19 protein-coding genes and 1 riboswitch are annotated in these 25,156 nt (G+C 58.3%); of the genes, 14 read left to right on the top strand and 5 right to left on the bottom strand.

The window, feature by feature from the left end; genetic code table 11:
- Positions 1–901: 901 nt before the first annotated feature.
- Entirely contained in the window at positions 902–1,606 is a 705-nt protein-coding gene (locus ACFSR7_RS33210) for a response regulator (RefSeq protein WP_378168941.1), read from the bottom strand.
- Positions 1,593–3,221, bottom strand: a complete 1,629-nt coding sequence (locus tag ACFSR7_RS33215) for an ATP-binding protein (protein WP_378168942.1) — start codon at positions 3,219–3,221, stop codon at positions 1,593–1,595. The genes ACFSR7_RS33210 and ACFSR7_RS33215 overlap by 14 nt, the downstream gene beginning before the upstream one ends.
- A 330-nt stretch (positions 3,222–3,551) precedes the next feature.
- A riboswitch (cyclic di-AMP (ydaO/yuaA leader) is annotated at positions 3,552–3,715 on the top strand.
- 2 nt (positions 3,716–3,717) lie between these two features.
- On the opposite strand from ACFSR7_RS33215, the gene ACFSR7_RS33220 reads away from it, so the two are divergent.
- The 8 genes from ACFSR7_RS33220 to ACFSR7_RS33255 all read left to right on the top strand — a co-directional run bounded on the left by ACFSR7_RS33220 (position 3,718) and on the right by ACFSR7_RS33255 (position 12,820).
- Positions 3,718–4,236 carry a hypothetical protein gene (locus ACFSR7_RS33220; protein WP_378168943.1) on the top strand — a complete coding sequence of 173 codons (519 nt, stop codon included), beginning with the start codon at positions 3,718–3,720 and terminating at the stop codon, positions 4,234–4,236.
- Positions 4,237–4,365: 129 nt separating this feature from the next.
- Complete coding sequence (gene kdpF, locus ACFSR7_RS33225) at positions 4,366–4,443, top strand: K(+)-transporting ATPase subunit F (RefSeq protein ID WP_110468956.1); 78 nt, start codon at positions 4,366–4,368, stop codon at positions 4,441–4,443.
- Positions 4,444–4,486: 43 nt separating this feature from the next.
- The gene (gene kdpA, locus ACFSR7_RS33230) at positions 4,487–6,166 is read left to right on the top strand and encodes a potassium-transporting ATPase subunit KdpA (protein WP_378168944.1); all 1,680 of its coding nucleotides are present in this window, start codon (positions 4,487–4,489) and stop codon (positions 6,164–6,166) included.
- 23 nt (positions 6,167–6,189) lie between these two features.
- Positions 6,190–8,226, top strand: coding sequence for a potassium-transporting ATPase subunit KdpB (gene kdpB, locus ACFSR7_RS33235; protein WP_378168945.1), 2,037 nt, complete (start codon positions 6,190–6,192; stop codon positions 8,224–8,226).
- Between the two features lie 97 nt (positions 8,227–8,323).
- Positions 8,324–8,947, top strand: a complete 624-nt coding sequence (kdpC, locus tag ACFSR7_RS33240) for a potassium-transporting ATPase subunit KdpC (protein WP_378168946.1) — start codon at positions 8,324–8,326, stop codon at positions 8,945–8,947.
- Between the two features lie 100 nt (positions 8,948–9,047).
- Complete coding sequence (locus ACFSR7_RS33245; protein WP_378168947.1) at positions 9,048–9,866, top strand: alpha/beta fold hydrolase; 819 nt, start codon at positions 9,048–9,050, stop codon at positions 9,864–9,866.
- On the top strand, positions 9,863–12,187 hold the full coding sequence (locus tag ACFSR7_RS33250) for a histidine kinase (RefSeq protein WP_378168948.1): 2,325 nt from the start codon (positions 9,863–9,865) through the stop codon (positions 12,185–12,187). Before ACFSR7_RS33245 ends, ACFSR7_RS33250 begins: the two co-directional genes overlap by 4 nt.
- A 72-nt stretch (positions 12,188–12,259) precedes the next feature.
- Entirely contained in the window at positions 12,260–12,820 is a 561-nt protein-coding gene (locus ACFSR7_RS33255) for a hypothetical protein (RefSeq protein WP_378168949.1), read from the top strand.
- On the opposite strand, the gene ACFSR7_RS33260 is transcribed toward ACFSR7_RS33255, so the two are convergent.
- The 3 genes from ACFSR7_RS33260 to ACFSR7_RS33270 all read right to left on the bottom strand — a co-directional run bounded on the left by ACFSR7_RS33260 (position 12,804) and on the right by ACFSR7_RS33270 (position 16,489).
- Positions 12,804–12,956 (bottom strand): hypothetical protein, encoded by a 153-nt coding sequence (locus ACFSR7_RS33260; protein ID WP_378168950.1) that lies wholly within the window; start codon positions 12,954–12,956, stop codon positions 12,804–12,806. The two genes, ACFSR7_RS33255 and ACFSR7_RS33260, sit on opposite strands and share 17 nt — an antisense overlap.
- Before the next feature lie 520 nt (positions 12,957–13,476).
- Positions 13,477–15,825 (bottom strand): MMPL family transporter, encoded by a 2,349-nt coding sequence (locus ACFSR7_RS33265; RefSeq protein ID WP_378168951.1) that lies wholly within the window; start codon positions 15,823–15,825, stop codon positions 13,477–13,479.
- Between the two features lie 49 nt (positions 15,826–15,874).
- The gene (locus tag ACFSR7_RS33270; RefSeq protein WP_378168952.1) at positions 15,875–16,489 is read right to left on the bottom strand and encodes a TetR/AcrR family transcriptional regulator; all 615 of its coding nucleotides are present in this window, start codon (positions 16,487–16,489) and stop codon (positions 15,875–15,877) included.
- A gap of 300 nt (positions 16,490–16,789) precedes the next feature.
- Between ACFSR7_RS33270 and ACFSR7_RS33275 the strand changes: the two genes are divergently transcribed.
- The 6 genes from ACFSR7_RS33275 (at position 16,790) to ACFSR7_RS33300 (ending at position 25,139) form a co-directional block, all read left to right on the top strand.
- Entirely contained in the window at positions 16,790–18,418 is a 1,629-nt protein-coding gene (locus tag ACFSR7_RS33275) for a response regulator (RefSeq protein ID WP_378168953.1), read from the top strand.
- A 12-nt stretch (positions 18,419–18,430) separates the two neighbouring features.
- Positions 18,431–20,203 (top strand): cache domain-containing sensor histidine kinase, encoded by a 1,773-nt coding sequence (locus tag ACFSR7_RS33280; protein ID WP_378168954.1) that lies wholly within the window; start codon positions 18,431–18,433, stop codon positions 20,201–20,203.
- Between the two features lie 402 nt (positions 20,204–20,605).
- Complete coding sequence (locus tag ACFSR7_RS33285; protein ID WP_378169034.1) at positions 20,606–21,532, top strand: carbohydrate ABC transporter permease; 927 nt, start codon at positions 20,606–20,608, stop codon at positions 21,530–21,532.
- The gene (locus ACFSR7_RS33290) at positions 21,529–22,407 is read left to right on the top strand and encodes a carbohydrate ABC transporter permease (protein ID WP_378168955.1); all 879 of its coding nucleotides are present in this window, start codon (positions 21,529–21,531) and stop codon (positions 22,405–22,407) included. Before ACFSR7_RS33285 ends, ACFSR7_RS33290 begins: the two co-directional genes overlap by 4 nt.
- Positions 22,408–22,517: 110 nt before the next feature.
- Complete coding sequence (locus tag ACFSR7_RS33295) at positions 22,518–23,978, top strand: ABC transporter substrate-binding protein (RefSeq protein ID WP_378168956.1); 1,461 nt, start codon at positions 22,518–22,520, stop codon at positions 23,976–23,978.
- A gap of 18 nt (positions 23,979–23,996) precedes the next feature.
- Positions 23,997–25,139, top strand: a complete 1,143-nt coding sequence (locus ACFSR7_RS33300) for a GNAT family N-acetyltransferase (RefSeq protein ID WP_378168957.1) — start codon at positions 23,997–23,999, stop codon at positions 25,137–25,139.
- Positions 25,140–25,156: the final 17 nt, after the last annotated feature.

The following is a 25,156-nucleotide window of genomic DNA, read 5'->3' on the forward strand; positions in this document are numbered from 1 at the left end:
TAAACAAGCGCATCCGCGAAGCAAAACCAGCCGCTTAACCTCAAAAAAAAGGACTTCCCCAACATTGGCCTCATGCTTGGCTCCATGACCAAATTAATTATGAAATTGACTTTTTTTGCAGCAATTGTTCCTCAAAAGGGAGACATGAGTGGAAAAGGATGTATTTTTGCAGTTATTGCGGTGCCAGGGAGAGTCGGGTGCGATGCGGAGAGGTTCTGCGATTCTCGAAAAGGAAACAACCGTCAGGGTGAAGTGTGCCTGGCGGTTGTTCGTATGTATTGCGCGCTAAAACAAACAAACGTACTGGGTCGCTCGCTCGATCAAACTTGCCCGCGCATTCGCGCGATTGGATTGTTCCATGTCGCTCAGTTGCCGCAGCGCTGTGCGCGCCAGATGAGCGTAGACGCTGTTTTCGTCGCATCGTCGCTCTAACTCGTACGCGTCGCAAAAATCTTTGGCATTCAGCCACCTGCGAAAGCCGTACGACCAGGTCACCCAATCGGAAGGCGTATCGCACGCTTCTAGCAACCATTCGCTCGTAAGCGGTCCTGCGTTCGTGGATAAAAGTAAATGAATTTGACAGCAAGGACGATCCCTATCGAAGAGGGGTACGATGAAAAATTCCAGCCTTCCGATCCGGACGACTGGCGATGAGCTTGCCGGAGCGGCCGGCGGTTCGATGGCTTGCACGTGCATGTAACGGTATCTCTCCCTTCGAGCCGCGACGGCTTGCCATTTATGATAGGCCGATCCTCGCAATCTGTAAAATGCGGCGAAAGCGGATAGGCTCATCTTAAAGGCAAATTTTTCAGCCGCAGTAAATCAGGGCTCGTAAAAGCAATCATTTTGCGATAAATCTCGTCGTTTCTTGCATTTGCGTTTGTTCGACCAGTCCGGCGTGTCAGTCCCGCGAACGAAACCGATATCCGACGCCCGGCTCCGTCAATATAAACTGCGGCTGCGTCGAATCCGCCTCCAGCTTTTTGCGCAGATGGCCGATGTATACCCGCAGATAGTGGCTGTCGGACTCGCCGTGCTGATCGCCCCATACCTGCTGCAGCAGCTGCCGCTGCGTGACGACTTTGCCGGCGCTCGCGGCCAGCAGCTTCAGCAGGTCGTATTCGGTCGGCGTCAGCTTGACCCGCTCTCCGTTCAATTCGACGACGCGGTGAACCAGATCGATGGTCAGCGCGCCGAACGTCAGGAGCGGCTCGTTAACCGAACGGGCCGCCGCATGCCGCAGCGCCACCCGGATGCGGGCGACGAGCTCGCCCATGCTGAACGGCTTGGTCACATAATCGTCGGCGCCGCCGTCCAGCGCCACGATCTTGTCTTCCTCCCGATCCCTGGCCGTCAGCACGATGATCGGCGCCAGCGACCATTCCCGGATGCGGCTCAGCACCTCAAGGCCGGACAGATCCGGCAGCCCGAGGTCGAGCAGGATTAAATCCGGCCGCACGAGTGCCGCCTGCTGCAGACCCTCCCCGCCAGTCGAAGCTTCGTCGATGATAAACCGATATGCCTGCAGCGTCACGCGCAGCAGCTTGCGGATTTGCGGCTCGTCGTCCACGATCAAGATTCGTGCGCCTTGCTCATTCATCGCCATCGTTCTCCGTTCCCTGTTCCTTTAATCGATCATGTCGATCTTGCCGATCCAGTCGATCTTGCCGATCCAGTCGATCTTGTCGATCTTGCCGATCCGCCCGTTCATCCGGCTTGTTCAGCGGCAGCGCAATCGTCATGACCGTCCCTTGCGGCTCGTTGCGTCTGCCCGAGATCTTACCGCCGTGCAGCTCCGCGATTCCTTTGCAGATGGCGAGCCCCAATCCCGTGCCCGTCACCTGCCGGGTGGCGTCGGCGCGATAAAATTTATCGAAAATCCGGGCGTATTCCTCATCCGTAAGTCCGATTCCCTGATCGGCCACGGCGATGACCAGCGTATCCGAATCCGACGACACCGAGATGTCGATCTCGCTGTAGTCCGGGCTGTACTTGATCGCATTGCCGACGACATTTGCCAGCAATTGCTCCAGCAGCACTTCATCGCCCGACACCAAGGGGACTTGTTCGGGCAGCCGCACCCGCAGCTTGCGATGCTCCTTGTAGTCTTGAACCTGCGACAGCGTCACCCCGATCAGATCCTCCACGTCGCACCAGTTTTTCCGCAGACGAAGCATGCCGCTCTCCAGTTGAACCATGCTGAGCAGATTTTTTACCAACCGGTTCATCCGCAGCGCGCCGTCGCGAATGTTGATCAAGAGCTCCTTCCGGTCCTCGGACGTAAAAAGATCGTCGTCCGCCGCCAGAACGGTGGCTGAGCCGATAATCGCCGCAAGCGGCGTCCGCAGCTCATGGGAGACGGAGTCCAGGATCGCCGTGCGCAGACGCTCGGATTCCGCCGTCAGATGGGCGATCTTGGCCTCCTCGGCCAGCTTGGCGCGGGCGATGGCGCTGGCGGCCAGTCCGCCCAGCGCCTCGAGCATTTGCCGCTGCCCGGCGGTGAAGTGGCTTTTCCGCTCCTTCAAATTAAGCGCGAGCACGCCGTATACGCGGTCCTCGGTTCGCAGCGGCAAGTAATAGCCGGGCGCATCCCGCAGCGTGTTGGAACCGTAGCCGATCGCTTCGCCGTGATCGAAGGCCAGCTTGGCGGTCGCTTTTTCCGCTTCGCCGCGTCCCCAGTCGCTATCCGCGGCGGAGCGGTTGGTGAGCTTCAGATTGCCCGTCGTGTCCGGCATATAAATGGCGATCTCGCTGCCCATCGATTGCGCCGCTTGAGACGAGACGTTATCGAGCAGCACATGCACGTCGGTAATCGCGTTCATCTGCCTGCTCAGCGTGTATAGCGCTGCCGTCTGCGCTTCCCTCTGCTCGGAGTAAAGCAGCTGCTGCTTAAGCCTCGAAGCGAGGCTGGCGGTGAGCGCGGCGACGGCCACATATACGACGAACGAAATCACGTAACGCAAGTCCGCGACCGAGAAGCTGAGCGTCGGCGGAACAAAAAAGAAATCCAACGCGACAATCGCGAGCACGGCCGCGTAGACCGCGGGGCGAAGGCCCCACCAGACCGCGCTGACGAGGATCGGAAACAAATAGATCAGCGCAATATTGACCAGATCGAACGCAAGGCCGAGCAGATGCATCACGATCGTCATAAGCGCGACCAGCAGGGTGATGCTTGCATAAGGCCGCCAGAGCGCCCATAGAGCTTGCAGGTTACGCACGAATTTACACTTCCCGCCCGTACGAATTTCCGGACTCGTTTTCCTTAAGGTTACTGTAAAAAGCGGAGAAAATAAACCGTAAAGAGGTGTAAAAATACTATAAAAATCACTCATAATCTTAATAATATTCAGTATTCGAGAGGAAACGGGAGTACGGTACTTTTTTTATTTCCATTTTGAATGAATTTTATTGAATATCGACTTAAATCCAATTTGGGCTCCTTTACAGCAATGGAGGCCGGGCGTAAGATACGTGCAGAACGATGCCTTGCAAGCACGGAGGCAGCGGATAGACAGTTCGATGAGGGAAGGGATCCGGAGACTGTTTTAACTCGTAAGACGCTGAATCCTGGAACGAGCAGGAACGGGGGAACCAATCGGGGCCATAGAAGGCTCCATGGGGTGAATCGCCTGGCACATGACTGTGTCCGGCGTAGGGCGACTCTCTCGCCCGAATCCGACAGCTAACCTCGCAAGCGTATCGGAGAGGCAACACTTGTCGCGCGCGATCCAAGACGACGGTCTTGATCAGGAAGCCGCGGTAAAGGTTCCTCCTTTGCCGGGCTTCTTTTTTGTTGCCTTCTTCTTGTATTCGGAGGGGGAGCTTATGGAACAACGTCGTCTTTTGGTGGCTGCGCCCAACGCGGCGGGAAGAGCGTTCATTCGTCAGGCGCTGTACGAGAAGCTGCCGGTAGCCGCGCTCACGAACAACGGCAGGGAAGAAAAGGCGCTAAGAAAGATCGGAGTAAGCGAAGTTGTGCATGTAAATACTTCCTGTATAAAAGAGAACGCTGCCTCTTCCGTATTTCCGATTGGACGGGTGTTCATTTTTGAAAACAGTCTGCCGCTGACTTGCCGGTATTTGCAATGGGCGGCAGAGCGTTCGTGTCTTGCGATTACTGTCGTTACGCACGCCTGGCATCCGGAAGTCATTTACAAAAAGCTGGGCGCAGCATACGTGGTGCGCACACAAACCGGGGAAGTCGGATTTCTGCTCGACCGCCTGCTCGATTGATTTCAAAAAGGAGTGTATGAGCTTGCTGGATATTTGGATGACGTTGACGTTACTGGCCGCGTTTGCGCTTGTCGCCGGATTTGTAATCTGGTGCGACAGATCGATCGACGATGCGGGAGGCGAGCGCGCATGACGATCGTGCTGATTTTCACCGGACTGCTGCTGATCTACCTGGTGTACGCCTTGCTGCATCCGGAGAAATTTTAACGATACGCTGATCTGAGTCGCTTTAGCCCAAGGAGGAAAGGCCATGGATTTCTTGCAAATCGTCATCGTCATCGGCATTCTCGTGCTGATCGCCAAGCCGCTCGGAAATTACGTTTTCCACGTCTTCTCGAATGAGCCCAATCGCACCGATAGGCTGTTCGGCTGGGCCGAGAAGCCGATCTTCGCGGTCATCGGATTAAAAACGCGCATCGGAATGAGCTGGAAACGATATGCGATCAGCTTCGTCGCGACCAACTTCGTGCTCGTGGCAGTCAGCTACATTCTGCTGCGGGTGCAGAGCGGCTTGCCGTTTAATCCGAACGGCATCGGCAATATGGAGCCGACACTCGTCCTGAATACGGTCATCAGCTTCATTACGAATACGAACCTGCAGCACTACAGCGGCGAGACGGGCTTAAGCTACTTTTCGCAGATGGCGGTCATCATGATGATGATGTTCACGTCCGCGGCGACCGGGTTCTCGGTGGCGGTGGCGTTCGTCAGAGGCATTACGAGCAAAGGCAGGACGCTGGGCAACTTCTTCGAGGACTTCGTCAAGGCGCATACGCGGATTTTTTTCCCGCTGGCGATTCTGGTCACGCTGGCGCTGGTGGCGCTGCAGGTGCCGCAGACGCTGGACCCGACGCTGTCGGTGACGACGCTTCAGGGCGCCGCGCAGCAGATCGCGATCGGACCTGTTGCCTCGCTGGAAGCGATCAAGCATCTGGGCACGAACGGCGGCGGCTTTTTCGGCGCGAACTCGGCGCATCCGTTCGAGAATCCAAGCGCGCTGACCAACGTAATCGAGATTTTGTCGATGTGGGCGCTGCCTGCCTCGCTGCCTTTTATGTACGGCAGGTTTGCCAAGAGCCGCAAGCACGGCTGGGTCATTTTCTCGGCCATGATGGCTTTGTTCCTCGTGTTTCTAACGGTCGCCTACACGGCGGAGAAGAGCGGCAATCCCGCGCTTGAAGCGCTCGGCATCGACGCTTCGCAGGGCAGCATGGAAGGCAAGGAAGTACGCTTCGGCATCGCCCAGTCCGCGCTGTTCACCACGGTGACCACTGCGGCGACGACGGGCACGGTCAACAATATGCACGATACGCTCACGCCGCTAGGCGGCCTGGTGCCGCTCTCCGAGATGATGCTGAACGTCGTATTCGGCGGCAAAGGCGTCGGTCTCGTCAACATGCTGATGTACGCGATGCTCGCCGTGTTCATCTGCGGTCTCATGGTCGGCCGGACGCCGGAATTCCTCGGACGCAAGATCGAGCCGCGCGAGATGAAGCTGATTGCGGTCGCGATCCTGGCGCATCCGTTCATTATATTGGCGCCGACGGCGATCGCTTTTCTAACCGACCTGGGCAAAGGATCGATATCGAATCCCGGGTTTCACGGGATCTCGCAGGTCCTGTACGAATATACGTCGTCGGCAGCCAACAACGGCTCAGGCTTCGAGGGGTTGGCGGACAATACGCCGTTCTGGAATATTACGACCGGTCTCGTCATGTTTTTCGGACGCTACGTTTCGATGATCGCGCTGCTGGCCGTCGCCGGATCGATGACGCGCAAGCAATGGGTGCCCGAGACGATCGGTACGTTCCGCACGGATAACGCGCTGTTCACCTTCCTGCTGATCGGGACGGTCATTCTGATCGGCGCGCTGACCTTCCTGCCCGCGATCGTACTCGGACCTGTCGCAGAACATCTGACGATTCGCTAATTATGAGATGGAGTGAAGCTGCCGTGAACGATAAACGCAAAAAAAGCATGTTTTCCGGACCGCTGGTCGCAGACGCCCTGAAGGCGAGCGCGATCAAGCTGAATCCGGCGGTCATGATGAAAAATCCGGTCATGTTCGTCGTCGAGGTCGGCACGGTGATCGTGCTGCTCATGACGCTGTTTCCCGGTTATTTCGATGCGAAGGACCGCATCGGCTTCAATCTGGCGGTATTCCTGATCCTGCTCTTCACGGTGCTGTTCGCCAACTTTGCCGAAGCGCTGGCGGAGGGCAGAGGCAAGGCGCAGGCCGATACGCTGAAGCGGACGAAAAAAGAAATTACGGCCAATAAGGTCGTAAACGGCGGCGGCGTGAAAACCGTGCCTTCGACCGAGCTTCGCAAGGGGGACGTCGTCGTCGTCTCGCAGGGCGAGATGATTCCCGGGGACGGCGAAGTGATCGAGGGGCTTGCCTCCGTCGACGAGTCTGCGATCACCGGCGAGTCCGCTCCGGTCATCAAGGAGGCGGGCGGCGACTTCAACTCCGTCACGGGCGGCACGCGCGTCATCAGCGACCGGATCAAGGTGAGAATCACGAGCGATCCGGGGGAGACATTTATCGACCGTATGATCGCGCTGGTCGAAGGCGCCAAGCGGCAGAAGACCCCCAATGAGATTGCGCTGAATACGCTGCTCATCAGCCTGACGATCATCTTCCTGATCGTCGTCGTCACGCTCGGCCCGATCGCGTCCTATGTGGACGTCAAGCTGGAGGTGCCTGTGCTGATCGCGCTGCTCGTCTGTCTCATTCCGACGACGATCGGCGGGCTGCTGTCTGCGATCGGCATCGCCGGCATGGACCGGGTGACGCAGTTCAACGTGCTCGCGATGTCGGGCAAGGCGGTCGAGGCCGCGGGCGATATCAACACGATGATTCTCGACAAGACCGGCACGATCACCTTCGGCAACCGGATGGCCAGCGATATCGTGCCGGTCGGCGAAGCCCGCATCGAGGAGACGGCCGCCTGGGCGGCGATCGCTTCCATCCAGGACGAGACGCCGGAAGGCCGCTCCGTGCTGGAATGGATGAAGAAAAACGGAAATGCCTACGACGCGCAGTTAGGCGTAGGCGGCAGTTTCGTGGAATTCAAGGCCGAAACGCGGATGAGCGGCATCGATCTGCCGGACGGCCGCCAAGTCCGCAAGGGCGCCGTCGATGCGATCCGCAAATGGGTCGCGGCGCAGGGCGGCGCCGTTCCCGAGGATCTAAGCAAGCAGGCGGACCGGATTGCCTCGGAGGGCGGTACGCCGCTGGCCGTGGCGGTCGACAAGCGGATATTCGGCGTCATCTACCTCAAGGATACGGTGAAGCCGGGGATGAAGGAGCGGTTCGACCAGCTGCGCGCGATGGGCATCAAGACGATCATGTGCACGGGCGACAACCCGCTGACCGCGGCGACGATCGCCAGGGAAGCGGGCGTGGACGACTTTATCGCGGAGAGCAAGCCGGAGGACAAGATCGCGGTGATCCGGCGCGAGCAGGCTGACGGCAAGCTGGTCGCCATGACCGGCGACGGGACGAACGACGCGCCGGCGCTCGCGCAAGCGGACGTGGGGCTGGCGATGAACAGCGGTACGACGGCTGCCAAGGAAGCGGCCAACATGGTCGATCTCGACTCGGATCCGTCCAAGATCATCGAGGTGGTCGCGATCGGCAAGCAGCTGCTCATGACCCGCGGCGCCTTGACGACCTTCAGCATCGCCAACGATATCGCCAAATACTTTGCGATCATCCCGGCCATGTTCATGCTGGCGATTCCGCAGATGGACACGCTGAACGTCATGCAGCTCGGCTCTCCGCTGTCGGCCATCCTGTCGGCGCTCGTGTTCAACGCCATCATCATTCCGCTGCTCATCCCGCTGGCGATGAAGGGCGTCGCGTATCGGCCGATGAGCGCCTCGCGCCTGCTCAGCCGCAATCTGCTCGTCTACGGCTTGGGCGGGATCGCGGCCCCCTTCGTCGGCATCAAGCTGATCGATCTGCTCGTCCATGTCTGGATCTGATCGCGCGACAGCGACCGAGCTTGATTCCAATGAACTTCATTCATGTTCGTAAGCTTATTTATCAGGAACCTATCTGAAAAGAAAGAAGGAACCGGCCATGAGTACGTTTGTGCAGGACCGGCAGGAAGACGAGGGGACGCGCTCCGGAGGCTCGACGCTCTGGATCGCCTTGCGCATCAGTCTGCTATTCATCATATTGTGCGGTATCGTCTATCCGCTCGTCAGTACGGGGCTTGCGCAGCTGCTTTTCCCCCATCAGGCGAACGGCAGCTTGCTCAAGGATAAGGCCGGCAACGTCGTCGGCTCCGAGCTGATCGGGCAGACGTTCACGGATTCGAGCTACTTCCAGGGTCGTGTATCGAGCATCGACAATAAGGCGGAGGCATCGGGCTCCAACAACTACGCGCCCTCCAGCGCGGACCTGCTTGCCCGCGTCAAGGAATCGATGGCGCAGTGGCAGAAGGAAAACCCGGATGTGCCGGTCGACCGATTGCCGATCGCGCTGATCACCAACTCAGGCTCGGGGCTCGATCCGCATATTACGCCGCAGTCGGCGCAAGTGCAAATTCCGAGAATCGCCAAGCTGACCGGCTTGTCCGCGGCCGAGCTGACGTCGCTGGTGGACGCTAATACCGAAGACCGCGATCTTGGCGTCTTCGGCGACAAGCGTGTGAACGTACTGAAGCTCAACCTGGCTTTGAAAGAAAAGCTGGGCAAATAAGCAAGCGAGAAAGCCCTGTCCGAGCGTTTTTGTCGGCCGGGGCGGTTGCCTATATACGATTGGCGCCCTAATCCATTGCAAATAAAAGAGGTGCATTCTTTTGCCTGTCGCCAAGCTCAACGGAACGTCGCTTTACTACGAGACGCAAGGAAGCGGAACCGCCCTGATGTTTATTCACGGGCACGGCTGGACGCATCGCATGTTCAAGCCCCAGCTCGATTATTTTTCCAAGCGATACCGGGTCATCGCCTGCGATCTGCGCGGCAACGGCCGCTCCGGCGAATTGCGGCAGTCGCCGGACGACATTATCGATACGCAGTGCCTCGATCTGATTATGCTGCTGAACGCGCTCCATATCCGCGAGGCGGTGTTCGTCGGCATAGCCTATGGCGGACTGATCGTGCAGCAGATCGCGAAGCAGTACCCGGGGCGGGTCAAGGCGATCGTCATCGCCGACAGCTTCTGCCGCAGCGAGGCTTCGACGCTCATGGGCAAGCTTCAACTGGCGGCGGCGTATCTTAGCTGGGTGGATTACTATGCGCCCGGCGAGCTGTTGCTTCCCTCGCTGCGCCTTGCGTACAGGCGTTGGGGACTCGCTTACAGCGAGCTCAGACGCAATGTGCTGGATCGTAGGCCGCGCGAGCTGTACCGGCAGCGGCTGGCTACCAGGCGCATCGATTATTCGACGCATTTGTCGGACTTTAATCGGCCCGTTTTAGGCGTCGTCGGCGATTACACGGCGTTTGGCGTCGAGCGCATGAAGGAAGTCGTCGCAGGACTGCCGCAAGCGAAGCTGGCGATTATTCCCGATGCGAACGAACCGAGCAGCCTGTGCCAGCCGGAGTCGTTTAACGCCGTTATCGAGCAATTTTTGGAACGGCAGGCACTGCCGCCCCGTCGGGAGGAGGGGAGTGGATGACGGAGTTCAGGCGGAAAACGCCGGAAGAAATATTATATTCGATATCGAAATTGCATCGGGGACGCTTAAAGGTCATCATCGGCGCGGTCAGCGGGTCGGGCAAAACGTATCATATGCTGCGCGAAGGCAATCTCTTGAAGCAGCAGGGAATTGACGTGGTCATCTGCGCGGTATCGACAATGCGGCGTGCGGAAACGGTGCAGCAGACGCTCGAGCTCGAGCGCGTGCCGAGCATTCATTGGCAGAAGGAAGGCATTGAGCAGAAGGATCTGCCGCTCGATGCGCTGCTCGCCCGCAACCCGGAGGTGGTACTCGTCGACGGCCTGGCCCACCGCAACCGCGAGGGAGCGCAGTTTAAGACGCGGCTTGAAGACATTCGCTATCTGATGGATCACGGCATCAGCGTCATTACAACGATCAACGTGTACGAGCTGGAAGGGGAAGACGAGGTCGTCTACAAGCTTACCGGCATACGAGCAGAGGAGACGGTGCCTTCCGACACGCTGGAGCTGGCGGACGAGGTGCGTCTGATCGACGTGTCGCCGGAGACAATCCTGAAGCGGATCGACGAAGGCATCCTGGGCGGCCAGCGGCATCCGGCGATGTGCCGCCGCGGCAACCTCGGCGTGCTGCGGGAAATCTCGCTCCGGCTGATGGCGGAGGGCGTGAACGACTCGCTGGAAAAGCACCGGGAGGCACTGGGGCTCGTCGGCCCGTCCGGCGCCGCGGAACGGATCCTCGTCTCGGCGCAGTACCATTGGAACGGATCGCTTCACGTGCGCAGGGGACAACAGATCGCCAGGCGGCTCAACGGCGATCTGATCGTCGTTACGTTCGTGCGTCCCAAGCGGGCGCTGACCAAGAACCAGCAGGCGTTCAAACGTTCCATTCAGAAGCTGGCCCAGAAGGTGGATGCCAAGTTCGAGGAGCTGCCGCTTCCCCATAGACGCAAGCTTCCGGCGCTGCTCGTGCGCTACGCGACCGAGAACAACGTCACGCGCATCGTCATGGGGCATTCCGATAAAAACCGCTGGCAAGAGAAGTGGCAGGGCTCCATCGCCAACCGGGTGCTGCGGAAAACGAGGAATATCGACGTATTCATTATGGCGGACCGCGCGGAGCAGACGGGCGAGCGCATTCTGCCGGTCAAGCCGAAGCCCAGGGCGGCCGCGGAGCGTTATCGCCGGCTCAGCTCGGGAGAAATCGAGGAAAAAATCGAAACGATCCGACGAGGCACCTTTAAGGTTTATATCGGAGCGGCTCCCGGCGTCGGCAAGACCTTCAAGATGCTGCAGGAGGGCAATGGCTTGCTCGGCAAAGGAATCGATGTCGTCATCGGCCTTCTGGAGACGCACGGGAGAAAGGAAACGGCGGAGCAGGTCGGGGATTTGCCTGTCGTGCCGAGAGCCGTCATTTCCTATCAGTCGGCCAGGCTGGAGGAGATGGATACAGACGCGATTATCGCGCGACGGCCCGAGGTCGTCCTTGTCGACGAGCTGGCGCATACGAATGTGCCGGGGAGCCGGCACTGGAAAAGGTACGAGGACGTCATCCGCCTGCTGGACAGCGGCATTTCCGTCATCTCTACCGTAAACGTGCAGCATCTGGAGAGCCTGAACGACGCGGTAGAGCAGCTGACGGGCGTTCGCGTGCGAGAGACGGTACCGGATGCGATCCTGCGTCTGGCGGACGAGGTGGAGCTGATCGACGTCACGCCGCAAATGCTCCAGCAGCGCATGCGCGAGGGGAAAATCTACGCCGCGGAGAAGGTCGATCAGGCGCTGGGCTCCTTTTTCAAAATCGGCAATCTGATCGCGTTAAGGGAGCTCGCGCTCCGCGAGCTGGCGGACGACGTCGACGAACGCCTGGAAGCGTGGGACCGCAACGCTTCGCTTCGCGGCCAATGGCGGCGGCAGGAGGTGATCTTCGTATGCGTGGATGCAGGACCGCGCGCCGAACGGCTTATTCGCCGCGGGTTCCGCATCGCGCACCGGCTGAAGGCGGAGTGGCACGTCCACTATGTGCAGCGGGGCTCCGCGTCCGGCGGCGAGCCCGGAAAGCGATTGAACACGCTGCGACAGCTATGCGAACGGCTGGGCGGAAGGATGGAAGTCGCTCCCCTTGGCGGCCGCAGGCGGATCGGCGAAGCGCTGCTGCAGCGAATGAATGAATTGGATGCGACGCTGCTGATCGTGGGCCAATCCCGCAGACCGCTGTGGCATTCGCTGCTGCGGGAGACGGTCGTTCATTTTATGCTTCGCCGCGCGCGCGGAACCGATATGTTGATCGTCGCGGATTTGGACCGGAGCGCGGCGGAATAATATGGATGGATATGAAAAGAAGAGAAAGAGGTCGTCTTTCCTTCCAGACTCGGTCGGCGATTAGGGAAAGGTATGCGTGCTGTCGACGTGCCGGAGCTTTTCGGAAGTTTGGCGAGTCGAAATAACTGCGTATGTACATGTATTTTCTATGAACTCGCGACACTCGATGAAATACCTGCAAATTTGCAGGTAAATTCAAAGATCAAGCCGGAAATCCAGCTGATGAGGGATAATAACTGTATTTTGGCAGCTACCCTGTTCAAAAGGGAGAGATTTGGCGAAATTAGATGTATATTTGCAGGAATTGCGGCACGAGAGGACGGTTCGGCAGGCGATAGACCCGCCCATCCGGATGAACATGGCATGCGCAGTGCGGATGGTCTCGTCGTCGCCTTGCAGCATCTTGCTTTTTACTGGCGATCGCAGGTCAAACTTGGTGTGGAAGCTTTGTTTCTTGATGTTCGTGACGAGGACAACGACGATAGGGCTGTCCCGTGCCGGGACAGCCCAATTCGCAATGGTAAACCTTACATTTATTGCTTAGCGGGAGGGCATGGTACGCTCGTTCCGCCGAAACCTAAGGTCGCAGCGGAAACGCCGCAAAAGAGAGCTTGCCTTAGCCCTTGCGGCTAGGCAGCTTCGTCACGGAACCCGTGCCTTGGGACTGCTCGGACGCGAATTCCGTATCGCTTTGCGTCGAAGACGGAATTTTGTTCGCTTGAACGTTTTCGCCCTTGCGGGTCGTGTTGTTTTGCTTGTTGTTCGGCATGTGTCGCACCTCCCGGCTTTAAAATGAGACAGCCTAAATAGGGTTCCGATTGCAAAGACGATCTATGCTAGGAAGTGTCCATGAAAATAAAGGACAGAGGGATTGTCTCGAAAGGATGCTTCGCCTGGACGGGTGCCGCAGTTTCGCAAGAAGCACTGCACAGCGTCACTTCGCCGCGAATATCGCCGATGTCCCCCAAGAAACGCTGTGCAGCGTCTCTTCGCCACGATAAGCGCTGAAGTTCCCCAAAGAAACGCTGTGCAGCTTCACTTCGCCACGACTAGCGCTGAAGTTCCCCAAGTAACGTTGCACAGCGTTTTTTCGCCACGAATTTCGCAGAAGCTCCCCCAAGTAACGCTGCACAGCGTCTCTTCCTCCAAGAGATCGGGATGGCTTTGTCTTCCCCATAATCTGCTCAAGAAAGTGGCTGCCGACCCAAAATGCAAACGGGACGAAGCAGGAAATTCCTCTGCTTCGTCCCAATGTTTTTCTTTTAAAATCAAGTTGGTCTAACCGACAATCAATTTTCCCCCCGGGCTTTGAGCTGCGCGAGCAGCTTGTCGCCTTCGACGTCGAGATTCGGCAGGATGCGGTCGAGCCACTTGGGCAGGCGCCAAGCGGCGTTGCCGAAGATCGCCATGACCGCCGGGACGAGCGCCATGCGCACGATAAAGGCGTCGACCAGGATGCCGACCGCAAGGGCGAAGCCGATCTGCTTGATCATGATGTCGGGCGCGAATATAAAGCCGGCGAATACGGAGACCATGATGACGGCGGCTGCGACGACGACGCGGCTGGCCTGCTCGTAGCCGTGCAACACGCTGGCGATCCCTTTATGACCGTGCACATAGGATTCGCGCATCGAGCTGACGAGGAATACCTGATAGTCCATGGCCAGCCCGTACAGGATGCCGGTTACCAGAATCGGCATGAAGCTGAGCAGCGGCCCGCCGGTGTCGAATCCGAAAATCGAGTGGAGCCAGCCCCATTGGTAGACGGCCGTCGTGATTCCGAACGTCGCGAGTACGCTGAGCAGGAAGCCGACCGTCGCTTTGATCGGCACGATGATCGACCGGAAGACGAGCAGCAGGATGATCAGCGACAAAATCACGATAATGACGATGTAGACGGGGAAAGCCTCCGCCAGCTTGGCGGACATGTCGATATTGATGGCGGTGAAGCCCGTGACGCCGATCTTGACGTCGTTGGTCTGCGCGATCGGCGAATCCGCGGCGCGGAGCGCGGTCACGAGGTCCTTGGTCGCGTCGTCCGTCGGTCCGGTCGTCGGAATCAGGCTGATGATGCCGATGTTGCCGGCTTCGTTCACGCCCATCGGCGAGACGATCGCGACGCCCTCTTGCTTCTGAAGGCCTTGAACGATCGCGCCCAGCGTCTCCATCGTGATCCTGCCCGATTCGGCGCGCGGCTCGGCGACGAGCAGGAGCGGACCGTTGTAGCCTTCGCCGAAGCCGGCGGAGATGGCATCGTAGCTCTGACGTGCGCCTGTGTCCAGGTTCGCCGTCGCGCCGGACGGAATCCCCATCTTCATCTCGGCGACCGGAATGGCGGCGAAGCCGAGCACGACGATAACGATAACCACGACGAGCCAGCGTACCTTGACGATGCCTTTGACCCAGGCATGCGCGAAGCCGTGCTTTTCGGTTGCCGATGTCTTCTTTTTAGCGCGCGCCTTCGCCGAGCAGATGCGTTCGCCGATCAGACCGAGCAGCGCAGGCAGGAGGGTCAGGGCGATCAGCACGTTGACGAGGACGGTCGCCGCGGCGACCAAGGCCATGGCCGACAGGAACGTGATACCGATGACCAGCATGCCGCATAAGGCGATGATGACGGTCAGTCCGGCGAAGAAAACGGCGCTGCCTGCCGTGCCGATCGCCCGGCTGGCGGCTTCGCGCGCGCTGAGGCCCTGGTCGAGAATCATGCGTCGCTGCCGGTTGACGATAAACAGCGCATAGTCGATCCCGACCGCGAGTCCGACCATCAGCGCGAGCACCGGCGTTATGTCGGTCATCGTGATGAACTTGGAGAGCGCGAAGGCTGCGCCGACGCTGATGCCGACCCCGAGGATGGCGATCAGGAGCGGCAAGCCCGCGGCGACGACCGAGCCCAGGGTCATCAGCAGCACGACGGCCGCGACGACGATGCCGACCGCTTCGGTGGAGCCGATCGCGGGCTTGCTCTTCAGCGAGTCGCTCGGCAGCGCGGTGATGCCGGAGCCGTTCTGCTGGACGCTCTCCGCGGCTTCGATGATTTGATCCGGCACTTCCTCGGGCAGCGACGTCTGCTGCACGGTGAACTGGAATTGGAACAGCGCGACGCTGCCGTCGGCGGCAATAAGAACGCCGGGCACCGGCGCGCCGTCGATCATCATCGGCCCGTAAGGCGCTGCGGCGGCTGCGGTTTGGCCGGCCCCGCTATCCTGGGCCGCGCCGGCTGCCGCCGAACCGTCCGCCTGGCCGCTCGCTTGACCGTTCGCCTGGCTCGCATCGGCCGAGGCGCCCGCAGCTGCCTGCTGGGCCAGCTCCGCCGGATTGATGACGTACTTGCTGGTATAGACGTCGTTTATCGCCTTTTGAATCAAGGCGCCGCGCTCGGCGGTATCGAGGCGTTCGCCCTTGGGCGCGGTGAATACGATGCTGGCCTGGCCGCCGGATGCTGCCGGCAGCTCCTCGGCCAGCTGATCCAGCACCTTTTGCGATTCCGTGCCCTCGATCTTCATCTCGGAGCTGACGTGGATGCCGTTCACGCCGAGCATGGCGAGGACGACGGCGAGGATCACGACCCAGCCGGCGATGAACGGCCACGGCTTGCCGTAGGCAGTCTTGCCCACTTTGTACAGGAATGTCGACATAACGGGGGATTCTCTCCTTTATATATACGGATCTGTGCGAAAATCTAAATTAAAAGCCCTTGCGCAGATGGTTGAAAGCCGTATCCAGGTATTGCTCGAACGTCATTGCTTCAGCAAAATCTGCTGCCGGTTCGCCGGGCAGCAGGACGTTAAGACTGCCGTCGATGAGCGGCAGCATGACGCCGTAGGTTGCGCCGGCGAGCAGATGGGAATAACCCTCCGGATAACGTCCGCCCGACAGCTCGCTTAAAATCGACTGCGCTTCGAACTGGAGCTTGCGAAGGAGGATGAGAATGTACGGCTCGAGCGTCGGCGAATGCTTGGACATGGCCACCAGCGTGCGTATTTTGCGGAACAGCTCGGCTGTCAGCCTCATTTTCAGCAAATGATACATCGTATCGAGCGGATGGGCGTCTTCAGGGATGCTGGCCAGCAAGTTTTCCGGCTCGTGTTTTTCCTTGAAGGTGAGCGTCGCCATAACGACGGCCTCTTCCTTGCAAGAAAAATGGTTGGCGAACGTTCTTCTGGAATAGCCTGCGCGCTGCGCGATGTCGTCGACCACGAAGCCGTCCATTCCGCGCTCCAGCGCGAGCTCGTAGGCCGCATCCGCCAGCGCGTGGGCTGTCGCTTCTTTTTTGAGGTCGCGTAGGTTTTGTTTGATCATCATATCGTTCTTTTTGTTACACCTCGTTTCGGGATGAAAAGCAAAGAGCGGGCAAATGGCCTTCTTATGTATATTATTGCCCAAAGTGCAAAGTTGCACAATGGGTAACTTATTACGAATTTGTGAACACGTTTTGCCATCTGTTTTTTTGCGCAGCATCCTTAGCGTTGAATCCGTCATCGGCCCGTTGAATCCGTCATCGACGGGGCGGTCGGCTCGAATTAAAATAAGGTATACTTTTAGTGCGAATGATCGGTTTCCCAAATGGACATCGTTTCGCAGAAAGGGATGAAAGCGCTCTTGTATACCGTACTGGTCGTAGATGACGAAGCCATCGTATGCCGGGGCATCAAGGATTCCCTGGAGGCGTCAGGTCTGAATATCTCTCAGGTGCTTACCGCATGGAACGGCTACGAAGCGCTTGATTACGTGCGCATGGAATCCGTCGACCTCGTGCTGACCGATATTCAGATGGACGGCATGAACGGCATCGAGCTGATGGAGTCGATCTTGTCGGAGAAGCCCGACATCCCGGTTGTCGTCATCTCCGCGCACGACGAGTTCCAATATGCGCAGCACTGCATTCGTTTGGGGGCGCGCGATTATTTGATCAAGCCGGTGCTGCTCTCTCAGCTCACGCAGGTCGTCGAGAAGGCGCTCTCGGATCGTCACGAGAAATACAAGCGGATCGCGGAGGACGCGCTGAAGCAGAAATTTTCGCTCACCGGTATGACCTCGCTCAGAACCTACATTTTAAATGAAGCGATTGCCGGCGCGCTCATGCCGTCCGAGGACGATCCATTTATTTTCGAGCAGCTTGAGGTTCGGTTGGAAGGACCTTATTTCGCGGTATTCGTCATCGAGCTGCTCTGGGAACGCGCGGGGTGGGAGGGCGAAGCGATCCGTTCCTTTCGGGACCAGAATCTGCTCAAGTACGCATCGCTCAACATCGTCGAGGAGACGGTATCGGATTGGGAAGCGATCTCTTTTTTCGGCCAGGGCAACCGGCTCATTACCATTTTGCAATTCCGCGATTTCGGAGAATCTCAGGATCGGACGGAGCAAGTGACGCAGCTGAACCTTGTTGCGGCCGGCGTCGTGAACAACATTCGCAGCTGTCTGCGAATGGAAGCCGTAATCGGCATCAGCCCGCTGCGGCGCGGACTGGCGGAGCTGCCCGAATGCTACCGTCAAGCGGCGGAAGCGGTGAGATGGCGCGGCTTGTACGAGACGCACAACGTGTTCTATGCGGAGGATTTTTTGCGAAGAGAAGCGTCGATCCGAGTCCAGTGGCAGGAGAAGACCGACCGGTTCGTCGAATGGATGAAGACGGGGAGCAAGGGCGAAGAAGTCCATGACGCGGTCCGACGCTTCACCTTGGATATTGCGCCTGCGTTCGATACGGCCGAGGCGACCGCGGGGATCGCGCTTAGCATCGCATACCGCGTGTACGCCATGCTGCTGGATATGAAGGAGACAGTAGGCGAGCGTTACCGGGAGCTGGAGCCGATCGTTTATTTTCAACTGCCGTCCGCGTCGATCGAGATTCAGCACCGTCTGGAAGCCTATCTGACGGAGGCCGCGACGCTTATTCGCACGTCCATGGACGACCGCGATCACGTGATCGTGCAGCAAGCGATCGATTATATTCGCCGTACCTACCGGAACAAAGGCTTAAAAATACAGGATATCGCAGACCATGTCCACTTGAGCCCGAACTACTTGAGTTATTTGTTCAAGCGAATCGCGGGCGATACGGTGTGGGATTTCGTCACCAGTCTGCGGATGGAAGAGTCCCGCCATTTGCTGCTTAGCACGTCCAAGAAACGGTATGAGATCGCGGACGAGGTCGGCTACGAGTCGCCCGAGCATTTCAGCCGGATTTTTAAGCGCTTTTACGGAGAAAGTCCCAATACCGTTCGTCGATGAGGGTGACTACCATTGTTCAGGCAGGCCAATTCATACGGTTTGATGAAAAAAGCGCTGCTGTTTGTCGTCGTGCTGATCCTCGTTCCGATGCTGCTGATCTTCTGGGTCGCCTCCGACCAGGCGTCCCTGTCGATCAAGCAGCAGACGGGCAAGGCTTTTTTTGAGTTGAACAGACAAAATCATGCGACGATGGACCGCGTGCTGGACTCGATCGACCAGACGACGGTGGCGCTGATCGCTTCCGACGCCGTGCAGAAATGGAACGACGTCGAACGGATCGCGGACGACGAGCGCGTGCAGCGTTACGTGGCCACGGAGAAGCTGCTTGCCGACTATTCCACCCAGGTCAAATACTCGCTGTTCGTCATGACGGATCGCGTGTCCGAGTTCGAATTCGCGCCCAACTCGGACGTATCGGACGGCGGCGTTTTTTTTGTACGGGACTTCAAGGACATTCCTTGGCTGAATACGGCCATTCAGGCGAGCGGCCTCGGTACCGTATCGCTCATCGATAAGTTCGGCTTCAAGCAAAAGCCGCAAAAAACGATGGCCTACACGAGAGCGGTGACGGACATCTCCTTGGGGCGGAAGACCACCAGCGTACTCGTTGCCACGGCGATCGAGAACAAGCTCAAGACGGATATGAACGCATTCGCGCTGCCCAAAGGCACCGACGTCTTTCTCGTGAACGCCGACAACGAAGTGCTGGCCGGCACCGCTGCGCTCGGCTCGAAGTCGGAAACCCCGGAGACGGGGAAAGTGCTGTTTCGCGGCGTCCGCATCACGGGCAATGTCATGCATATTTTCCACGACAGCGTGGCATACAATAACCGCCTCATTTACGATATCCCGGTCGAATCGCTCGTCGGCGCCCACAAGAAGGTGCAGGAGATTTTGCAGCTTTCCGCGGTGTGCTATTTTATCGTCGTCATGTTTTTCTTTTTCTATCTTGGCAAGTCCTTTTTCAGGCCGATGGCGAGGCTCGCGAGTCTCACGAGATCGTACGAGCCTGGCCAGGCGTTCGCCAGGTTCGGGGAGGCGGAGCGCAAGGACGAGATCGGGTTCGTCTATCGCACCTTCTATAAAATGACGCAGCGGCTGAACCAGCTCGTCAAAGAGAAATACTTGATGGAGATCAAGCAAAAAGAATCCGAGCTCATGCTCATGCACTCTCAGATCACGCCGCATCTGCTCTACAACACGCTGGACTCGGTCTACTGGTACGGCATCCGGGGCGGTGTCCCCGAGGTGGCGCATATGGTGCGCGACCTGTCGACGATGCTGCGGATCGGACTCAGCCGAGGAAAAGAGATCATCACGATCCGCGAGGAGCTTAATCACGTCGAAGCGTATTTGAACCTGCAGGAGAAACGGTACGAAGGCTCCTTCCTGTACCGGATCAATGTGGAGGAAGGCGCCGACGCCTATTTGCTGCCGAAGGTCGTCATCCAGCCGCTCGTGGAAAACAGCATTCTGCACGGCGTCGGCAAGATGGACGGGGAAGGCGAGGTCGCGATCGATATCCGGGTATCCGGGGGATTGCTGCTGATCGCGGTCGAGGACAACGGATTTCGCCCCGTCGACCTGGCGAAGATCGAAGCCATCCTGTCGGGCACGGCCGACCCGGACAAAGGCTTCGGCATCCGCAATGTCCACAAACGCATCCAGCTGCGGTTCGGCGACGCGTACGGACTCTCTTATGCAGCTCGGGAGGACGGCGGGACAAGGGCGTTGATTCGGCTTCCAGCTATTTTGTCGGAGAGCGAGATCAAGGGAGCGGGATGAGGCGATAACAAGCATGTAACAGCGGAAACGGGATGAAGCGGGATGGTTCCTGCTTTGTCCCGTTTCCGCTGTTTTGATAAGCGGGGTTGTTCGGAGATTGCTGCGTAGGCCGGCGCGCGGGACTGTGGGGCTTAAAGTATCGACGTAGATTGATAGTTGGCCGGCGCGCTACCGCGGATCGGGGCCACAGCAGCGAAGGTGCACCAAATATGTGCATATAGGCGCCTTCTAGCCGCGGCGGCTGCGGGAGAGGGAGAGGGAGAGGCGCGGACGGCGAAGCCACGGGGCGAAGGCGCGAAGGCGTTCCGTGAGAATCCGTCACGCGATGCATAGGTTCGGTCATGGGATTGGCGAGGCCCGCCAATTACAATAGGAGGTATAACTCGAACAGTAGAAAGGATGGTGGCTGGTTTGGCATCGCAATCGACGGTTGCGCGCAAAGGAGAAGCCGGCGGCCGGCTATCGAAGTCGTTCAGAGAATACTTCTGGGGCGTCGCGTTCCTGGTCCCGGCAATCGCCGTATTCGGCTTGTTCTTATGGACGCCGATCGTGAAGGGCGTCGTTTACAGCTTTTACAACATCGACTTCGTCAACGGGAACCATTTCGTCGGCTGGACCAACTACGCCGAAGCGCTGGCGAGCAGCGATCTGGGCATCGCGGTCCGCAACACGCTGTTTTATATGTTCCTCGGCGTCCTCATGGGATTCTGGGTACCGAGCGTCGTCGCAATCGCCATATCGGAGCTCCGGCGATTCCAAAGCGGGATGCGGCTCATCGTTTACTTGCCCAACATCGTGCCGGCGGTGGCGCTGTACGCGATGTGGATGTGGCTGTACGATCCGCTCGGACCGCTTAATCAGCTGTTGTCGTGGTTCGGCATCGACCGCGTCGACTGGCTGACGAACAAGCACTGGGCGACCTTCTCGATCGTCCTGGCCGAGACGTGGCAAGGCTTCGGCGCGACGGCGCTCATCTACCTGGCAGGCATCGTCGGCATTCCGAAGGATCTGTACGAAGCGGCCGAGATCGACGGCGCCGGGGTGTTCAGACGGATTCGGCACATTACGCTGCCCGGCATCAGGCATCTGTATCTGCTCCTGTTCATCATGCAGCTGATCGCGACCTCTCAAGGCTTCCAGACGCAAGTGGCGCTGACCGGCGGCGGTCCTAACAACGCGACGCTGACCTATATGTATCAGATTATTAACCAGGCGTTTACCTATCTGAATTACGGCAGAGCCTCGGCGATGGGCGTTATGATGTTCGTCGTGCTTACGGTGCTGTCCGCCGTACTCTACCGCCTGCAAGGAAGGAGCCCTCAAGCATGAGCAAAGCCATCCGCGAACGAAGCATTATGTCCTCGTTCGACATGAACAAAAAGTCGGTCATGATCGCCTACGGCATCATGCTGTTGCTGCTCCTGGCGCTCGCCGTGACGCTCTTGTACCCGTTCGGAATGACGCTGTTCGGTTCGCTCAAGACCAAGGAGGAAATCTTCGTCTTTCCGCCGAGCTATTTTCCGCACCATCTGGAATGGGGCAACTATTCCCTGGGCTTCAAATACGTCAATCTGACGAGAGCGTTTTTGAATACGCTTTTGCTTTATGCAGGGAACGCCTTTTTCGCGCTGCTTATCCCGGGACTGGCCGCGTTCAGCCTGTCGCAGATGAAGGTCCCCTATCGCAAGACCGCGACGCTGTTTTTCATGAGCACGCTCATGATCCCGAGCGCGACCTATCTGATTCCGAACTTCCTTAATCTGCAGAGCCTTGGCATGCTTAATTCATACTGGGCGTTCTGGCTGCCGGCCGGCGCGAATGCGTTCAACATCCTGCTGCTCAAAAGCTTCATGGACGGCATCAACAAGGAGCTGTTCGAAGCGGCGCGCATAGACGGCGCCTCGGAGCTTCGCTGCTTTGTCAGAATGGCGCTGCCCCTCTCGCTTCCCGTTTTCTCGACGCTGCTCATTTTCACGTTTACGGCGACCTGGAACGATTGGTATTGGCCGTCGCTCGTGCTGTCGGTCAAAGAAAAGTACCCGATCTCGTCGCTTGTGTATTATGATATCGTAACCGCCACGATGCTGACCTGGAACGTCAAGTTCAGCGTACTAACGGCTATCATGATTCCGCCCCTTATCTTCTTTATTATTTTCCAAAAAAATATTATGCACGGTCTGAACCTGTCGGGCGTCAAAGGATAATCGGCGGTGAATCCGTCATCACATTGCTGTGGATCCGTCATCGAATCGGCAAGCCTGCACCGTTATGATGAACTTGTCAAATTAATCAGATATAGGAAGGGGAACTAAAAATGAACAACAAGAAAAAAGGCCTCGCATTTTCCTTGCTCACCATGATGCTGGTCGCCACCGCTTGCGGAGGCAACAACAATGGCAACGCAGGAGCATCCGCTTCGTCGAGCGCCTCCGCCTCGCCAAGCGCATCCGCATCCGCTTCCGATGCGGGCGCCTCCAGCCCGGCTGCTTCCACCGAAGCGCCGAAGATTACGATGACGATCCAGTACCCGAAGCCGGACAACACGGAATCCATCGCGCTCGAAGACAGCAGAATCAAGCGGTTTGAAGAGAAGTATCCGAACGTGACGATCAAGAAAAACGATTGGCAATACGCGCCGAGCGAGATCGGCATCAAGATGGCCGCCCACCAGGCCCAAGCCGCGTTCAACACCTTCGCTACGGAAGGAAAGACGCTATCGGAGCATCAATGGGCGGCAGATCTGACTAGCCTGATGGCCGGCTACGAGCACGCGAACGACTTTAATGAAAAGCTGCTCGGACCGATGACGATCGGCGGCAAACTGTATGCGCTGCCATACGACGGCTACATCATGAACGTCATGATCAACAAAAAGCTGTTCCAGGACAAGAACGTGCCGCTGCCGACCGCGGATTGGACCTGGGACGACTTCTATAACGCGGCAAAAGCGACCGCCGACCCGGCAAAGGGAATCGCGGGCTTCGCGATTATGGCCAAGGGCAACGAAGGCGGCTGGAACTGGACCAACTTCCTGTATCAAGCCGGAGGGACGGCGGAAAACGTGGCGGACGGCAAAGTCACTTCCGCATTTAACTCCGATGCCGGCGTCAAGGCGATGGAATTCCTGAAGAAGCTGAGATGGGAAGCGAATGCGCTGCCGCAAAACTGGGCGCTGAATTACAATGAAACGTACAACTTGTTCAAGCAAGGACGCGCGGCCATGGTCATCGGCCAGAAGATCGAAGACTCGGTCAATCAGGCCGGCATGAAAAAGGAAGACTTGATGGTGCTTCCGATGCCGTCTATGGAGAAGGGCGGCGATCATGTCGGCGTCATGGGCGGCAACTATCGCGTCATCAACCCCCAAGAGTCGCCGGAGGTGCAGCAGGCCGCGTTCAACTACCTGACACTGGATTACTTCAACCAGAGCGGTCTTGACGAGCTGAAGCGCATTCTGGATGAGCGGAAGGCGAACAATCAGGTTTACTTCTGGGATCCGACGAGCGTGTATTACAATATCGACTCCGATTACGGTAGTCAAATGAAGGACGTCCTCGCCCAGTATTCGGATACGGTGTTCACCGTGGACGATCAAGCGGTAACCATGATGAAGGGCGAACCGGAAGCGACTTACAACGCGCAGGATTACTATGGGGCGATCACGACCGCCATGCAGGCCATCCTGTCCGACAAGAACGCCGACCCCAAAGCCGAGCTCGATAAGGCGGCCAAGAAGTTCGACACCGAAGTGCTCTCGAAAATTAAAGTGGAATAGGAAGCGGAGGAAAACCGTATGGCCATCGTGCGCAGGCTGACGAACGAGGAAATGAAATTGGCTGTCCGCTTGTCGGACGATACGTTCCGCGACGCGGAGCAGACGTCGATGGGGACCGCGTTTCCCTTCATTTTTTCGGACGCGGCGGAGCACCTGTCATTCGGCGCTTTCGAAGCGGACGGAAGGCTCGTAGCGTTCATGGGGCTCGTACCCTGGACGATACGGATCGGCCCAGCCGAGCTGAGCGTGCTATCGCTCGGCTCGGTATGCACGGAGCCTTCGGCAAGGGGCAAGGGCTATGCCAGTCAAATGCTGGAGCAGGTCTACGCGTTCGCCCGCGACGCGGGCGCTTCGCTGCTGCTTGTATCGGGCGACCGATCGCTCTATACGCGTTCCGGATGCGCGTCCTTCGGACGGGTGCTTCGGTACCGCGTGAACCCGGCACAGGCGGCGACGCTGCTCGCCGGCGCCCGCGGCGAGGAAGGGATCGTCCGCGAGCTGCGCGCGGACGATCTGTTCGCGCTGCACGCGGCGATGGCTTCCCGGCCCGTGCGGTATCGGCTCGGCGTGAACGAGCTGGCGATGCTGCTCAAGGCCGAGGCATTCGCCAGCATCATGAAGATGTCGCACCGCGTGCTCGTACATGAATCGGGCGGATGGATAAAAGGCGCCGCCGTCATCGGCGTCTCAAGGAAGTCGGACGGATACGGAACCGTGCTGGAGCATGCGGGGGAACCGGTCGCGCTCGCGGCGCTGTTCGGGGAAGCCTTGCGCCGGTTCGGACTCGCGAAGCTCGACGTTCCGGTACCTTGGCACGAACGGGAGCTCCAGGCCAAGCTCGAACCGATTCCGGCAGACACGGAGAACCATCCCGGGACGATGCGCATTATGGACGGCGAAGCGCTGATCGATCAGCTTCGTCCATGGCTTCGGGAGAGGGGGGATATTAGCGAACTTAGCCTAGAGCAAGGGGAAGACGGCCGTTGGCTGCTCGGGAGAGAGGGAGGCCCGCCACCTGCCATTTACACTTCGCAGCAGCTGATTCGGCTCATTTTCGATTGCGCCGGCGCGCAGGACGAGTCGGCTCCGGAAGGCGCAGATGCCTTCCGCGATTTATTTCCGGTCCCTTTTCCCTACACCGCAGGACTGTGCTATATCTGAGCATTTCGATTTTATTT

Origin of the sequence: Cohnella sp. GCM10020058 (assembly GCF_042683485.1) — a bacterium.
Lineage (GTDB): Bacteria > Bacillota > Bacilli > Paenibacillales > Paenibacillaceae > Cohnella.

Bases quoted from the DNA above. Each gene is read 5' to 3' on its own strand.
- ACFSR7_RS33295 (WP_378168956.1), top strand. From the start codon at position 22,518: ATGAACAACAAGAAAAAAGGCCTCGCATTTTCCTTGCTCACCATGATG.
- ACFSR7_RS33270 (WP_378168952.1), bottom strand. From the start codon at position 16,489: ATGATCAAACAAAACCTACGCGACCTCAAAAAAGAAGCGACAGCCCAC.
- ACFSR7_RS33250 (WP_378168948.1), top strand. From the start codon at position 9,863: ATGACGGAGTTCAGGCGGAAAACGCCGGAAGAAATATTATATTCGATA.
- ACFSR7_RS33300 (WP_378168957.1), top strand. From the start codon at position 23,997: ATGGCCATCGTGCGCAGGCTGACGAACGAGGAAATGAAATTGGCTGTC.
- kdpF (WP_110468956.1), top strand. From the start codon at position 4,366: ATGACGATCGTGCTGATTTTCACCGGACTGCTGCTGATCTACCTGGTG.
- ACFSR7_RS33255 (WP_378168949.1), top strand. From the start codon at position 12,260: ATGCGTGCTGTCGACGTGCCGGAGCTTTTCGGAAGTTTGGCGAGTCGA.
- ACFSR7_RS33290 (WP_378168955.1), top strand. From the start codon at position 21,529: ATGAGCAAAGCCATCCGCGAACGAAGCATTATGTCCTCGTTCGACATG.
- kdpA (WP_378168944.1), top strand. From the start codon at position 4,487: ATGGATTTCTTGCAAATCGTCATCGTCATCGGCATTCTCGTGCTGATC.
- ACFSR7_RS33265 (WP_378168951.1), bottom strand. From the start codon at position 15,825: ATGTCGACATTCCTGTACAAAGTGGGCAAGACTGCCTACGGCAAGCCG.
- ACFSR7_RS33260 (WP_378168950.1), bottom strand. From the start codon at position 12,956: ATGCCGAACAACAAGCAAAACAACACGACCCGCAAGGGCGAAAACGTT.
- ACFSR7_RS33210 (WP_378168941.1), bottom strand. From the start codon at position 1,606: ATGGCGATGAATGAGCAAGGCGCACGAATCTTGATCGTGGACGACGAG.
- kdpC (WP_378168946.1), top strand. From the start codon at position 8,324: ATGAGTACGTTTGTGCAGGACCGGCAGGAAGACGAGGGGACGCGCTCC.